This window comes from Paenibacillus dendritiformis, assembly GCF_015845845.1.
Taxonomy (GTDB): Bacteria; Bacillota; Bacilli; order Paenibacillales; family Paenibacillaceae; genus Paenibacillus_B; species Paenibacillus_B dendritiformis_C.
The window spans coordinates 32507-47441 of record NZ_LDIG01000146.1 but is presented as its reverse complement, the minus strand read 5'-3'; the positions used below and the strand labels follow the sequence as shown (position 1 = coordinate 47441).

At 56.5% G+C, this 14935-nt stretch carries 13 protein-coding genes; 9 read left to right on the top strand and 4 right to left on the bottom strand.

Annotated elements, in window-relative coordinates:
• Positions 1–311: 311 nt before the first annotated feature.
• The 3 genes from ABD76_RS13755 (at position 312) to ABD76_RS13745 (ending at position 3567) form a co-directional block, all read left to right on the top strand.
• Positions 312–1664 carry an ABC transporter substrate-binding protein gene (locus tag ABD76_RS13755; RefSeq protein ID WP_197257700.1) on the top strand — a complete coding sequence of 451 codons (1353 nt, stop codon included), beginning with the start codon at positions 312–314 and terminating at the stop codon, positions 1662–1664.
• 100 nt (positions 1665–1764) lie between these two features.
• Entirely contained in the window at positions 1765–2745 is a 981-nt protein-coding gene (locus ABD76_RS13750; protein ID WP_420901945.1) for a carbohydrate ABC transporter permease, read from the top strand.
• Positions 2746–3567, top strand: coding sequence for a carbohydrate ABC transporter permease (locus ABD76_RS13745; RefSeq protein WP_197257699.1), 822 nt, complete (start codon positions 2746–2748; stop codon positions 3565–3567). It abuts the gene before it with no gap.
• 24 nt (positions 3568–3591) lie between these two features.
• On the opposite strand, the gene ABD76_RS13740 is transcribed toward ABD76_RS13745, so the two are convergent.
• Complete coding sequence (locus tag ABD76_RS13740; RefSeq protein ID WP_197257697.1) at positions 3592–3873, bottom strand: hypothetical protein; 282 nt, start codon at positions 3871–3873, stop codon at positions 3592–3594.
• Between the two features lie 169 nt (positions 3874–4042).
• On the opposite strand from ABD76_RS13740, the gene ABD76_RS13735 reads away from it, so the two are divergent.
• The 5 genes from ABD76_RS13735 (at position 4043) to ABD76_RS13715 (ending at position 8093) form a co-directional block, all read left to right on the top strand.
• On the top strand, positions 4043–4417 hold the full coding sequence (locus ABD76_RS13735) for a hypothetical protein (protein WP_197257695.1): 375 nt from the start codon (positions 4043–4045) through the stop codon (positions 4415–4417).
• 235 nt (positions 4418–4652) lie between these two features.
• Positions 4653–5771: a DUF4367 domain-containing protein gene (locus tag ABD76_RS13730; protein WP_197257694.1), complete on the top strand. Its 1119-nt coding sequence runs from the start codon at positions 4653–4655 to the stop codon at positions 5769–5771.
• A 242-nt stretch (positions 5772–6013) separates the two neighbouring features.
• Positions 6014–7240, top strand: a complete 1227-nt coding sequence (alr, locus tag ABD76_RS13725) for an alanine racemase (RefSeq protein WP_197257692.1) — start codon at positions 6014–6016, stop codon at positions 7238–7240.
• Positions 7241–7457: 217 nt separating this feature from the next.
• The gene (locus tag ABD76_RS13720; protein ID WP_338125122.1) at positions 7458–7739 is read left to right on the top strand and encodes a CopG family ribbon-helix-helix protein; all 282 of its coding nucleotides are present in this window, start codon (positions 7458–7460) and stop codon (positions 7737–7739) included.
• Positions 7740–7742: 3 nt separating this feature from the next.
• On the top strand, positions 7743–8093 hold the full coding sequence (locus ABD76_RS13715) for a type II toxin-antitoxin system PemK/MazF family toxin (RefSeq protein ID WP_006677694.1): 351 nt from the start codon (positions 7743–7745) through the stop codon (positions 8091–8093).
• A gap of 807 nt (positions 8094–8900) precedes the next feature.
• Here the strand turns inward: ABD76_RS13715 and ABD76_RS13710 are convergent.
• Positions 8901–11372: a M60 family metallopeptidase gene (locus tag ABD76_RS13710; protein WP_197257690.1), complete on the bottom strand. Its 2472-nt coding sequence runs from the start codon at positions 11370–11372 to the stop codon at positions 8901–8903.
• Between the two features lie 493 nt (positions 11373–11865).
• Between ABD76_RS13710 and ABD76_RS13705 the strand changes: the two genes are divergently transcribed.
• On the top strand, positions 11866–14100 hold the full coding sequence (locus tag ABD76_RS13705) for a Tex family protein (protein ID WP_197257688.1): 2235 nt from the start codon (positions 11866–11868) through the stop codon (positions 14098–14100).
• Between the two features lie 156 nt (positions 14101–14256).
• Here ABD76_RS13705 and cmpA read toward each other — a convergent pair whose 3' ends face one another.
• Together cmpA and ABD76_RS13695 are read right to left on the bottom strand one after the other, a co-directional pair.
• On the bottom strand, positions 14257–14376 hold the full coding sequence (gene cmpA / locus ABD76_RS13700) for a cortex morphogenetic protein CmpA (protein WP_006677697.1): 120 nt from the start codon (positions 14374–14376) through the stop codon (positions 14257–14259).
• A gap of 183 nt (positions 14377–14559) precedes the next feature.
• The gene (locus ABD76_RS13695) at positions 14560–14925 is read right to left on the bottom strand and encodes a hydrolase/acyltransferase (RefSeq protein ID WP_197257687.1); all 366 of its coding nucleotides are present in this window, start codon (positions 14923–14925) and stop codon (positions 14560–14562) included.
• Positions 14926–14935 lie beyond the last annotated feature (10 nt).

The following is a 14935-nucleotide window of genomic DNA, read 5'->3' as shown; positions in this document are numbered from 1 at the left end:
GCCGGCGAAGGGGTAAATCACACAGATTCGTACGGAGAGGCCGGCCCGCCCCCGCATCGCAGCGCCCTCTTCCGTTCCTTGCCTGGACGGAATTGTCTTATGCAAGCGGAACGCGGCAAATCAGTGCTAGTTCTTCAGCTTACGCTTCCGTCTTTTTTTCCCTCCTTAAATCCATCCAGATGAATGACAAACGAGTGCAGGTCTTCGCGCCCATGCAGGGGAGAGAGTTGTGTTACTGTGAATGTAAGCGATTTCATGATAGCGATGATGAAATCCGCAATGGAAAATCCGAGCGCGAAGGGGGATATGACATGAGGAAACACATGCTGTTGATGCTGTCTGTTATCTGTATCATGAGCTTGTTCCTGGCGGCTTGCGGCTCCGGTTCGGATGCGAAGCCTCCGGAGGCGGCCAAGCCGGCAGCGGCCGGACAGGGCGAAGGAACACAGAATGACGCTGACAGGCCGTCTTCCGGAGACAAGAAGTCGGTTGAGATTTTTAGCTGGTGGACGGGAGCGGGAGAAGAGGCAGGATTATTAGGCCTGATCAAGCTGTTCAACGAGAAGCATCCCGATATCGAAGTCATCAATGCCGCCGTGGCCGGAGGCGCGGGCACGAACGCCAAGGCGGTGCTGGCCAGCCGGATGCAGGGCGGGGATCCGCCGGGAACGTTCCAGGTGCATGGCGGGGCCGAGCTGAACACGGGTTGGGTCGCGGCAGGCAAGATGGAGGGCTTGAATGATCTGTTCGAGAGCGAAGGCTGGATGGATAAATTCCCGAAAGATTTAATCGAGATGGTGAGCGAGGGCGGGACGATCTACTCCGTCCCCGTCAATATCCATCGCGGCAATGTCATTTTCTACAATAAGAAAGTTTTTGACGATAATGGATTGACTCCTCCGGCCACCTTCGAGGACTTCTTCCAAGCGGCCGATGCGCTGAAGGAGAAAGGCATAACTCCGCTGGCGCTCGGAGACAAGGAGCCTTGGACCGCTACCATGGTATTCGAAGCGGCGCTTCTTGGCGTGCTTGGCCCGGAAGACTTCAAAAAGCTGTACACGGGCGAAATCGCGTTCGACGATGCGAGAGTGAAGGACGCGCTGGAGAAGACGAAGAAAATGTTCAGCTATATTAACGACGATCATGCGGCGCGCAACTGGCAGGACGCAGCGCAGTTGGTCGCTAACGGCCAGGCGGCGATGAACATTATGGGCGATTGGGCCAAAGGCTACTTTACGACCGATTTGAAAATGCAGGCGAATGTCGATTTCGGATGGATTGCGACCCCGAATTCAGGGAACAGCTTCATGGTCATTACGGATACGTTCGGCCTGCCTCAGAACGTCAAGGATGCCGATTCGGTGAGGGAATGGCTGAAGGTGCTTGGCTCCGTGGAGGGACAGGATGTGTTCAATCCGCTCAAAGGGTCGATTCCGGCGCGCATCGATGCCGATGCGAGCAAATACGACGCCTACGGCCAAGCCACAATCGAGGATTTCAAGAAAAGCAGCCTCGTTCCGAGTCTGGCGCATGGCTCCGCGGCTCCCGAAGGCTTCGTGACCCAGGTCAATCAGGTGATGACGATCTTCGTGACGAACGGGGACGTAGAGCAAGCGGCCCGCTCGCTTCGCGACGCCCAGTTGGCCAGCGGCATCGCCAAGTAGGCGGCTGATTGGGGCGGCCCTTGGCCGGCCCTGACGAACATTGCAAGCGGGGCCGGCGGCGGGATTCCGCTGCCGGCTGCCGGGGTCAGGAGGGATAAATATGAATGCCGCTGGCATAGGCGGAGAGACGATGCCCCCATCCATGCCGCCTGAGCGGAAGGCGCGGCGGCGGAAGAGGGTCAACGTCGTGCCGATATTGATGGTGCTGCCCTCTCTTGTCGCGATTGCGATATTTGTATATGGCTTTATCGGATGGAGCGGATATATATCCTTCACCGACTGGAACACGTTAGCCCGCAATTTGGACTTTGCCGGCTGGAAGAATTATCTGTTTCTCTTTCAAGATTTCCGGTTCCAATCGGATTTGCGCAATACCTTCGTATTCACGGTGCTCTTTATTGCCGTGACGATTAGCTTCGGCCTGCTGTTGGCGGTGCTTCTCGATCGGAAAATTCGCGCCGATTCGTTCTTCCGCAACATTTTTATTTTCCCGATGGCGCTGTCCTTCATCGTGACCGGCGTCGTCTGGCAGTGGATTCTCAACCCGTCGACAGGGGTGAACTTGATTCTGAAGGCGCTCGGGATGACGGATGTGCCCAAATGGTATGTCAGCACCGATATTATCCCGGGCTTCCGCTTCGGGCAGATTGAGCTCGGGCTGCCCGTCGCCCTGATTGCGGTGGTGATCGCCGCCGTCTGGCAGCTCTCGGGCTTTGCGATGGCCATGTATCTGGCGGGTCTGCGCGGCATCCCCGAGGAATGGAAGGAAGCGGCCCGAGTGGACGGGGCCGGCGAATGGACGATATTCCGGCGCATTCTGATCCCGCAGCTGCGCCCGATTACGGTTAGTCTCGTCATCATGCTGACGCATATTTCACTGAAAATATTCGATCTCATCTACGCCATGACCGGTCCGGGAGCGATGTTCGTCACGGATATGCCCGGGGTCTACATGTTCGAGACGACGTTCCGGGGCAATCATTACGCGCAGGGGGCCGCGATCTCGATGGTCATGCTTGGGCTTATCTCGCTCTTGATCGTCCCGTATCTTCTGTTGAGCATGAGGAAGGAGGAGGGATAGATGACGAAAAAGGGGGTGCACCGAATCACGCTGTACGCCGGCTTGACGTGCTTGGCCTTGCTCTTTCTCGTGCCGGTATATGTACTTCTTGTCACGAGCTTCAAAGGGGTGGACGAGATTACGTTGGAGCGGATGTGGGCGCTGCCGAAGAGCCTCGATTGGTCCGGGTACCGCGAAGCTTTGTCCAAGCTGTATCCGCATTTGAGCAACAGCTTTCTGCTCGCGATTCCCGCCACCTTATTATCGGCACTGCTCGGGTCGATGAACGGCTATGTCTTGTCCAAATGGCGGTTCAAAGGCTCGAACGCGCTGTTCGCCCTGATGCTGTTCGGGATGTTCATCCCGTATCAGAGCATATTGATTCCCTTGATTCAGTTCATGCAGCGCATCCATCTGTACAATTCGATTTCGGGGCTCATCCTCATTCATGTCGTATATGGCTTGCCGGTCTGCACGCTCATGTTCCGGAATTTCTACGTGGCGGTACCGAATGAAATGCTGGAAGCGGCCAAAATCGACGGCTGCGGCTTTTTCGGCATCTACAAAAACATGATGGTGCCGCTCTCCGTGACGGGCTTCGTCGTCGTCGGCATCTGGCAATTCACGAACATCTGGAATGAGTTTCTGTTCGCGGTGACGATGACAACGCAGAAGCAGCAGCCGATTATGGTCGCGCTGCAAAATTTGTCCGGCAGCCAGATTGTGCAATGGAACGTCCAGATGGCCGGGGCGCTGCTCGCGGCCCTGCCGACGCTGCTCGTCTATATTTTCCTGGGCAGGTATTTTATTCGCGGCTTGCTGGCCGGATCGATAAAAGGATAAAGCGACGCCGTCCCCCCGCCGGGTCTATTCATCTTCAATCCGTTCCCGCTGCGAATCCTCTGCCATCAGGTCTTCGTCGGGATAGTTCCGCTTCAACCCTTGATGCAAGTGCAGATTTTCATTGCCGTACGGGCGCGGGCCATGCTGCCCCTTGCGCCACGGCGTGCTTTTGCCAAGCGATTCCGATTCGATGCTCGCGCCGTACGGCCCTTCCGGGAACTCCTCGGCCGTCAAATCATTGCGCTGCGATTGCACCGTTGACACGTCAGAATGGTTATGTTCGGTCTCGCGATCCGATGGATCCATCAATGGGAGCACCTGCCTTCCTTTTTCGAGTAGTGTATCCGTGAAGTCCGGCCGTCATTCGCGATCCTTCTGTCGCGTGGCCGCAAGCAACCGTCTTGACTGGACACGTCCAATCATGTATCAGCTCAAGCGAAAAACGCTCTCTTCGGAGAGCTTTTTTTGTTGATCCGTGCGCTCGAATACGTCAAAAATCCCTCAAACGGGGAATATCGGATTCACTGGAGGAAACGCGCTCGCGGGAGACAGCTTCAACGTCTCCGACAATGGAGTCTATACCGTTTATGCCAAGGATCAGGCCGGGAACGAAGCCGTCGCGACGATTACGATCGCGAATATTTATAGGCAGCCTCCCCGGTTGACATTGACGCGTTCGCCGGATACGTGGACGAACCAGCCTGTAACAATATCGGTCGCGATTGGGACCGACCAAGGAATTGCGGTCAAGCTCAAGAAATGGGCGCGCGGAAAGCATCCAAGCGGCTATTTTCAAGAAGACGGGGAAGCCGCCGTTGTCTTGACCAAATTACGGGCCAAATCAAAATAAGGCTGCCGCCTGTTCCGATAGCTGCATCGTGATCGGAAGACTTTCTTTTTCGACCCGCTGAGTCCCCCCTGGTTGCCGTGAAAGAAGCCGTTCCAGCGGCCGTGCCCGCGGCTTTGAGACCGCGGAAGGCTCGTCAAACTAGTCCGCATAATCGGCCAAGTTCCCTCATAGACATGTTATCAGTGATGCGGAGTACACCGAATCGAAGAATACTCATGTCAGAGGGGATGATTACATGCGTCGACTCACGTGGATGTTGGCCATCGTGATGAGTGTGGCGATCCTGGTCGCCGGATGCGGAAAGAAGGACGCAACCGATGTGGTCCATGACCTGGATCAAGTAATGAGCAAATTGGAAAGCTATGCCGGCATCGGCACGATGACGCTGCATTCCGGTACTCAGCCGCTGCAGTATCGCGTGGAGGTGTGGTATCAGGATCCGACCTATTATCGGATTGAGCTGACGAACGAGAAGAAGGACATCAAGCAGATCGTGCTTCGCAATGAAGAGGGCGTGTTCGTGCTGACGCCGAGCCTGAAGAAGATCTTCCGCTTCCAGAGCGAGTGGCCGGAAAATCAAGGGCAGGTCTACCTCTACCAGACTCTGGTCCGCAGCATTCTCTCGGATGAGGGCCGCCAATTCACCGAGGATGGCGACAGCTACGTATTCGATGTGGCAGCCGATTATCAGACGGACTCGCTCGTCCGCCAGAAGATCTGGCTGCACAAGAGCGACTACACGCCGAAGCAGGTGCAGGTCACCGATTCGGAGGCGCAGGTTGTCGTCGAGATGAAGTTCAATCAATTCGAATTCGGCAAGAAATTCGATAAAGATTCCTTCGACATGCAGCGCAATATGACGGGCATGAATCATGCGATGATTCCGAACGGCGAGCTGGATGAGAACGGACAGCCGCCATCCCGGGAGACGCTTGCCCCTGGGGACGGAGCGGAAGGTACGGATGCGGCAGGGCAGGAGCCTGACACCGCGCAGGTGGAAGAGGATATGGGGCCGTTCGGCTTCATCGAGCCGTCCTATCTGCCGGAGGGCGTGGCCAAGCTCGATGAGCAAGAGCTTCCGAACAGCGGAGATCATCCGGTCATGATGCGGTATACGGGCACGTATTCGTTTACGCTGATCGAATCCCGGCCGAAGGATATGGAAGTCGGGCTTCAGGTCGAAGGCTCGAAGGCGGTAGATCTTGGCTTCACCTATGGGCAAATGACAGGTGAGGAGCAGAAGACGCTCACCTGGACTTATGAAGGAGTGAAGTACCGGATGCTGAGCGGCGATCTGCCGGAGCAAGAAATGGTGAAAATTGCACAATCGCTCGTGGATCAGCCTGGAAAATAACGGCTGCAGCACAGTTCTCCGGTCCGTATTCCGTGGCGCTCCACGGGATACGGGCCTTCTCGCTATCGGCGAGCAGCGCGAATCATTGCGCCTCTTGCAAACAGCCGACCGCGAGCAGCGGAATTTTCCTTAGTAATGGTTGGTTATTTCCATCTCTCCTTGGTTGACAGTCTCCGCCATGGGCATTAACATAGGTTTGTTACATGGAACGGGATGAACAGACATGAAGAAGGTGACTGACCATGGAGGCGTATTATCGTCCCACGCGAGCGGAGATTTCGCTGGATGCGCTGCATCACAATATGGAAGCTTTTCGCGCCGCGCTTCCGTCTGCCACGAAGTTGAGCATCTGTGTAAAGGCAAATGCTTACGGACATGGGGCGGAGGAGATCGCGCGCGCCGCGGAACGGTTCGGAGCGGATTATGTGAACGTGGCGTTCCTGGATGAAGCCGTACAATTGCGCCGGGCCGGCGTACAGGTGCCGATATTGGTATTGGGCTATACGCCGCCTGCCGGGATTGAAGCCGCCTTCGAGCATGATATATCCTTGACGGTTTTTACGGAGGAGTGTATCCGCAAGTTGGAGGAAGAGGGGCCTGAGCTGTCGGCCCGGTACGGCGGGCGCCTTCTCAAGGTGCATGTCAAGACGGATACGGGCATGGGACGGCTGGGTCACCGCACGCCGGAGGATACGGCCCGCTGTGTCCGCCGCCTGCAGTCGATTGCCGGCGTACGGGTCGAAGGGGTGTTTACCCATTTCGCGGGTGCGGATGAGAAGGATCAATCCTACAGCCGCCTGCAGCAGCAACGGTTCCAGGCGGTCATTGACGAGCTGAAGAGGCAGGCGCTTACCGTACCATTGATACATGCGAGCAACAGCGCGGCGGCAATGGAGTTGCCGGAGTCCGCATTTGATATGGTGCGGGTAGGCATCAGCGCTTACGGGTTGTATCCGTCCGCCGATGTGAACCGCCAGCGAATCCAATTGCGGCCGGTGCTGAGTCTGAAGACGGCCATCGTCCATGTGAAGACGGTCCCCGCCGGCGAGGCGATTAGCTACGGCATGCATTACTATACGAGCGGGGAGGAGCGCATTGCGACCATTCCCGTCGGATATGCGGACGGCTATTCCCGCATGCTGAGCGGGAAAGCGCACATGCTGATCCGAGGCCGGCGCGTACCGGTGCTGGGGCGCATCTGCATGGATCAGTGCATGGTCTCGTTGGAGCCGCTAGGCGAAGAAGGGCCGCTGCCAGGGCCGGGAGAAGAAGTAGTGCTCCTGGGCGAACAGGGCGAAGAGCGCATTACGGCGGAGGAGATCGCCGAGCATCTTGGGACGATTCACTATGAAGTCGTCTGCATGGTTGCCCATCGTATGCCGCGCCTCTATCTCGAGAGCGGGAAGCCCGTGAAAGTGGTTAACCCGCTGCTGCGACCGGGGGCTCACGCCGAAGGTGCAATAAATTGACGGAATTTAGGGGAATGGCACCTTTTACCGAAATCATTTTTACATTTTCGGCAGGATTTTCACGTTGAAGAGAGAATAAGTATCAGGGATTGTCTGCAGGCAGAAGGTCTGCAACATACTCGATATGGATGAAGCATATATATGCTGTTGTATAATTTTTCTACAGAATCGACATAATGGGTACTAGGCAGCAAAGGCTTTGGGGGTGCGAGGACAGGTGGCTAATATTCAGAACACCAAACGAATTATGGTCAGCTTGCCCGACCAACTATTGCAAGAAGTGGACGGTATCGTTGCTATGGAAAAATCGAATCGAAGCGAGTTCATTCGCCAAGCGATGAAGTTGTATTTGCAAGAGCGCAAGAAGCGTCATATCCGTGAATCGATGCAGCGCGGCTATATGGAAATGGCCAAGATTAACTTGACGATGGCATCCGAGGCTTTTTACGCAGAAGTCGAAGCGGATGGCACGCTCGACCGCTTGGTTAGCGGGGTGTAGACATTGATTGTAAAGCGCGGCGACGTTTTTTTTGCGGATTTATCGCCCGTCGTAGGTTCAGAGCAAGGAGGGGTGCGTCCCGTTCTCGTCATTCAGAATGATATCGGGAACCGGTTCAGCCCAACCGTCATCGTGGCGGCAATTACGGCCCAGATCCAGAAGGCCAAATTGCCGACTCATGTTGAGATTGACGCGAAGACGCATGGCTTCGACCGCGACTCCGTCATTTTGCTGGAACAGATCCGCACCATCGACAAACAACGGCTCACCGACAAAATAACACACTTAGATGAAGAGACGATGCACAAGGTCGATGACGGGCTGCTTATCAGCCTCGGATTGATTGATTTTTAAAAACCGATTGCGACCGACTGAACGAGGCCTGCCTCGTTTTTTTGTTGCCGCGTGAGAACATTCGAACCTACGGGTGGGGCTGTCCCCGCCTTTTTTTGTTGCCTGTGCGAGAGGCGGAGGGTGGGGCTATGTGCCGCTTATGTTCGATATCCCCTTGAGTCAGATTCAGCCTCAACAACCGCATTCGAGCCTCTTTGGGCTCTTATGTTCGATATCCCAACGGCTCAGAGAGCCAAGGCCAGCGCAACCGAAGCCCTATGTGCTCTTGCGACCAATATCCCAATGAGTCAGAGCACGCAAGGCAAGCCAAGGGAGCTATTTGTGCCTCTTTCGGCGAACATCCCATTGGCTCAGGGAAGCCGAGGAAAGCTAGACCAGCAACCTGCGCTTTTTACGGACAATATTGCGTAGCTCAGCAGAATCAAGATTAGGACTGCCAGCCAATTAACCTGCTTACACCACCGATTCAGGCACAGCGGATATTGAATCCTGAGCGGAGGGGAGATTCCACATAAGGCTCATTGGAGGATATTTTTCCTGAACGAAAGGGAGAACGAGCAAAAGGATTGCATAATGAGGAAAAAATAAATACGACCAACCGACTAACCGGCCAACCAACAACCATACACGCTTCCGATTGCTTCATTGATTTCATTCTGAGCCGTCGGGAGACTGGTTAAAAGGAGTGTGAAGGCAGGGCCCCGACGACCATATGAGGCCACAAAAGGCATAAAATTAAAGGGATAGCGGCGGCCCGCCATCCCTTTATTCGCGGCTTAAGGAAACGGAATAATCCGCTTGGCCCACTCACTTTTCCTTGTCCTTCAATGTCCATATCGGAGTCTTCAGCTTCGGCAATTTCATCCCCTCGACCTTGTTCTTGGCGGCCGCGGAATATTTCAGGCCCCATTTGTCGAAAAACTCCAGCAGGTTATTTCCGCTCAGCTCCGACGCTTTCGTAACGAAGAAGTCGATGCGTTCTTGATCCGTCTTCGGCAGCATATCGGCAGGCAGCTCGCGAACGTCATGGTTCAGCTTCGTGTACAGATCCCAGCCGTAAGCGAGCTGGAGCTGGCGGAACATGACAAGTCGCGTCCACACGTCGGCTTGGTTGTCATCGTTGAAGTTTTTATCCGCATTGGTTGCCTCGATATATTTGAAGGCGGTGTCATAGATGGTCGTGCCGTCGGACCGCTTTTGCAGCAGACGAGACGGATTGCCGAAGCGGTCCTGAATGTACAGGGAGAAGATATTGACGGTTACTTCCGTCACTTTGCCCCACGTCCAGGCATTTTGCTGGTATTCATGGCCCGTCTCATGCCACCAGCCCCATCCGTCCAGGGTCTTGATGCCATCCACGGTTACCGCATCGATGGCGGACGGTTCGTTGAAGAACATGATCGGGTACCCGGCATGCATGAAGCCGGCGCTGATCTGGATATCTCCCACGTAACGGTAAGGCAGGGAAATGCTTCGATGAGGGAGGCTTCGGTTCGGCGCCGTGCCGACGAGCTTGTCATATTCGGTCAGCATTTCGTCCCACAGCTTCAGCACTTCATCCGGATGATCGAGATTGCGGACGTACTCCGAAGGCACGGTCAATATCACCCGATCGGTCTGAAGCTCGGCCCAAGGCGCACCATAATGGCGAACAGTATCCTGCCAATCCTTCAGCTTTGTCGTCCCTTTGATGTAATGGGGGGCCTGAACCCCGCCGTTCAGGTTGACCGTGACGGCAGTTCCCGGCTTCGGCTTTGTCGGAATCAGATAGACCAGGCCGCCGTAAGGGCTTGTGATCGTATTTCTTCCCGGAGACAATGTTTCCCGCTTCGTAATCACCGGGGCGCGCTTCCAGTTGTCCAGCGGCAAGCTGCTCAGGTTGTCGGTATGAGCGCCGATCTGGACATCGAGATTGGTGGTCCCTTTCGGGACATCGATCGTGATAGGCTTGCCCGCTTCCGCGTACACGCCGGTGCTGATCCAGTTCTGAGGAACGTAGAATTGACGCAGATAAGAGTAGGTGGAATAGTCGAAATCAACCCAGATGCGTTTGTCGGTTACGGCCGGAGCGCCGTTCTCGGCTTGGCCCGGGAACGCATCCGCGAAGGGCGACTTGGCGCCGGAAGGATCGCGGAGAAGGCGCTCCATCAGCGCTGGCAGCAGAGATGCGCTGTAGGGCTTGGAGGCTGGCTCGACAGGCAGCGTAATGCCGCCCAGCTTGGCCGCATCTTCATGAACCTGGGCATACACCGGGCTTGCCGGAGACAGGGAGCCAAGTGTCGAGCCTAATGTCGAGGTGATGATATTCATTTTGGCCTTGTCGTCGGAATCGGGGAACCCGATAGCGGCTTCGCCGATCGTTTTCGCACCGGCTTCGATCGCTTTGGCTTCGGCCATAATGTGGTTCGCGTCATAGTGAGCGGCTTGGGTCAGATTCAGGAACGGCGCCGATCCATCCCATGTCGTGGCCTGGTTGTTCATAAGCGACAAGCCCGCCGTATTCAGGAGACGCTGCAGCGGATAATCGGATGCGAGCGATGCGGTGGCTTGGCCTGTCTCTTTCGACACGGATGGGTACTGCTCGAAGACCCAGCCCTTGGCGGCGAAGACGAGGCGGCCGCCTTCCCGTATGTAGTCCAGCAGCGGCTGCACTTCCTCTTCCTCCACATAGGTGTAGTCAATAAAGGCGATCGGATGTGAGGCTGGATTAAGGATAGCCTTGCCTTGTTCATCTGTGGCCGTCCATCGGTCGACATGGGTAATATCGATTGGCAGATCCGCATGTGCGGCGAAGTCTGAAGTCTTCGTAATGATGGAGATGCGGCCCTGCCCCGCGCGCGCTTGCTCATAGCTGAGCGGCAAATCTTCCGTAAGCCAGTTCAAAATGTTGCGGGCGACGATCGCATTGCCGCTCGCATCGGGCTCGGTGAGCTTGAAGTATGCTTCCCCGCCAATTGCGGCGATGCGGCCCTGGCCGTAGCGGGCTGCGGTCATAATCGAGGTTGAGCGCGGATCGGCAGCGACGGCGAAGGCATGCTCCCCGAATGCGGCCACGCCGCCGTTATAGGAATTGCCGTCGAGAGGAATCCCGGCAAGATCGCGGCTGAGCACCTCGAGATCATGTTGGGAGTAAGAGGGGACGGATGCGGCTGGGGAAGAAGGGGACTGCTGCGCTGACGAGGCAGGCTCGGCATGAATATAGTGGACAGGCTGCAGCAGGGATAAAGCAAGAGTCATTGAGCAGATCGCGCTGATACGGGATAGCTTTTTGTTCAACATTCGAACACTCCTTATCTCTTATCGTTTTGGGAAAAGGATAGCCGATCGGTTCACTGCCGAAATCACCTTGTTTTTGCCAAGCCGGTTCTTCACAGGGTTCATATAGAGGATATTCCGCAGGCTGTTCATTATAGTGCTCTAGTTGTGTACCATATTGTACATAACCGCAACAATCTTGACAATCATGCGGACCATGATTTGCCTAAAATGCTCCTAACGTCATGGCCCTAGTTCGAAAAGCCTTGACTCTGCCCTTGGAAGGCTTCATGTTCCCTTCGAATTCGACGCGAGCCGCCGATGGACGCCAGGAACGGAGACGCGGCATGTCGAATCAAGTCCGGCGCGGATATCTCTAATGCGCCGGGCCTGTTGTCCTTCATACGGGCATGCCGCATTGCAATGAAGATGAGTGTGGATTTTACGGCTTGTTTTTGCGACAATAATGAGTAGGCTGTAAAGGGTTGCAGAAACAGGTATGGAAAGGAAGTCATACATGACCGTACGTGACGAAACGATGGAAGTCCAAGCGCTGGACGCGGCAATTGAACAGATGACAACGAACGAGCCGGAACGTCTTCTCCATCAGCTTGCCTCGGAGTTGTCTCTTGGACGCGGACAAGTCCAACGGACGATCGAGCTGTTGGATGAAGGGAACACGATCCCGTTCATCGCCCGGTACCGCAAGGAGATGACGGGGGAGCTGGATGAGACGCAACTCCGGACGCTGGAGGAGCGGCTCGGTTATTTGCGGGGCCTGGAGGAGCGCAAGCGCGAGGTGCTCCGGCTCATCAACGAGCAGGGGAAGCTGACGGAGCCGCTGCTGGATTCGATTGTCCAGGCCGCGAAGCTGCAGGAAGTGGAGGATTTGTACCGCCCTTACCGGCAGAAGCGCAAGACGCGCGCCAGCGTGGCGAAGGAACGCGGGCTCGAGCCGTTGGCGCAGTGGATTCTCTCTTTGCCGAAGCAGGGCGATCCGCTGCAGGAGGCGTCCGCTTATGTAAATGAAGAGAAAGGCGTTCCTGCCGCCGAGAATGCGCTGCAGGGCGCTCAAGATATTATCGCGGAGATGCTGGGCGACGATCCGGATATACGCGCCTGGGTACGCCGGTATACGATGGATCAGGGCGTCATTCGCACCGAAGCGAAGGATAAAGAGCAGGAATCGGTTTACGAGATGTACTATGAGTATTCGGAGCCCGTCAAGCGGCTGCCGTCCCACCGCATTCTGGCCATTAACCGGGGGGAGAGAGAAGATGTCCTGAAGGTTGCGCTCGATGTTCCCGTGGACAAGATTCTGTCCTTTATGGGCAAGCGCACCATCCGGGGCGCATCGGTCGTGAACGCTCTGCTTGAAGCGACGATCGAGGATGCTTATAAGCGTCTGATCGCGCCTTCGATCGAGCGGGAAGTGCGCGGGGAACTGACGGAGAAGGCGGAGGAGCAGGCCATTCAAGTCTTTGCGCAAAATTTGCGCAGCCTGCTGCTGCAGCCGCCGGTGCGGGGGCAAACCGTGCTTGGCGTCGATCCGGCCTTCCGGACCGGCTGCAAGCTGGCGGTGGTCGACGAGACGGGCAAGCTGCTGGAGGTAGCGGTCACGTATCCGACCGCCCCGCATCACAAGACGGCGGAAGCCGTCAAGACGTTCAACCGGCTTGCGGATCATTACGGCGTCGGACTGGTCGTCATCGGCAACGGCACGGCCTCGCGCGAGACCGAGCAATTCGTCGCCGACTGGATTCAATCCCGTCCGGACCTGAAGCTTCATTACGCGATTGTCAGCGAGGCGGGGGCGAGCGTCTACTCGGCTTCGAAGCTGGCGGCCGAGGAGTTCCCGAGCCTTGATGTCGCGGAGCGGAGCGCCGTGTCGATCGCCCGCCGGCTCCAGGATCCGCTCGCCGAGCTGGTAAAGATCGACCCGAAGGCGATCGGCGTCGGGCAATACCAGCACGATGTCGCGCAGAAGCGCCTGGAAGAGAGTCTGGGCGCCGTCGTGGAATCGGCGGTCAACCACGTCGGGGTCGACGTCAATACGGCTTCCCCGTCGCTGTTGTCCTATGTATCGGGCATCAATGCGACGCTGGCCAAAAATATCGTCAAGCACCGCGAGGAGAACGGAAAATTCACCGAGCGCAAGCAACTGTCCAAGGTTGCCCGCCTCGGGCCGAAGGCGTTCCAGCAATGCGTCGGATTTCTTCGCATACCGGACGGGGCGCATCCGCTGGACAATACGCCGATTCACCCGGAATCGTATCCGGTGGTCGACCGGCTGTTCGCCGAGCTTGGGGTCAGTCCCGACCAGATCGGCACGCCAGAGCTGGCCGGGAAGCTGCGCAAGGTGGACGTGAACGGCTATGCGGAACGGCTGGAAGTGGGCGTGCCGACCTTGAAGGATATTATCGACAGCTTGCTCCGTCCGGGCCGCGACCCGCGGGAGGAGCTGCCTCCGGTCGTGTTCCGTACGGACGTGCTGCAGATTGAAGATTTGAAGCCGGGCATGGAACTGAAGGGAACGGTCCGCAATGTGATTGATTTCGGCGCCTTCGTCGACATCGGCATCAAAAACGACGGCCTGGTGCATATCTCGCAGCTTAGCGATCGGTATGTGAAGCATCCGCTCGATGTGGTGTCCGTCGGGGACAATGTCACGGTATGGGTGCTGTCCGTCGATGTGAAAAAAGGGCGCGTCGGCTTGACGATGAAGCGCTCGAGCGTCGAGAACCTGCAATAAGGACGCCGCGCGCTTACCTGCTCGAAAAGCTAATAAGCCCCCGCTGGCCGTCCGTTCGCATAGACGGGCGCCGCGGGGGCTTCATTCGATCGGGGTTACGGCTGCCGTTCGGACATGTCCTCAGGCGCCTTGGACTTGTGGAAATAGCGCTTGCATTTACGGATGAACGCGCTGCTTCGAACGATAAAAAAACCAGCACTCATTCAACAGCTTAATCTGGCGGCGGTCCTTCTTGTGGAAGGCGCGCATCAACTGGTTGCATAACCATTGCGGCATGAGTATCCCTCCTTCAGCCCGGGGACGAAGATTCTTCGTTGTAACGCTATCTTATGGGCTGCCGCCGCATTTGGTGCAGGTCCGACGCAAAAAACCGGAACGAGGCGGCGGGCTTCGTTCCGGTTATGATCCGTAGTCGTTTATTCGATTCATCGCTTGCGGCTTGTACATCCTGACATTCCGCTATTGGATGCCGGCCGTTTCGGCCTCATCCTCGTACCATTGCTCCATCTGGGCCTGCAGCGCCCGTATCTCCGTCAGCAGCGCGATGAGGGGATAATGCTCCTCTTGAATCCCGGCGAAGGCCTGTTCCAGCCGGTTCATATATTCGAGTCCGCTGACCGTGCGCGCCTCCTCCTGCAGCAGTTCCAACTGCTCGCATTCCGCGATCGCCACGGGCAGCTTCGGCACCCGTTCCGCTGTCAGCTTACTGATTTCCTTATGCAAGCGCAGATTCAGCGCGCTCAGTTGGTAGGCATATTCGGCAGGCATCTCGACGAATTCCCAGTCGCTTCCCAGTTGAAACAGAATATAGCGCATCTTCGCCATCCGGCAATCC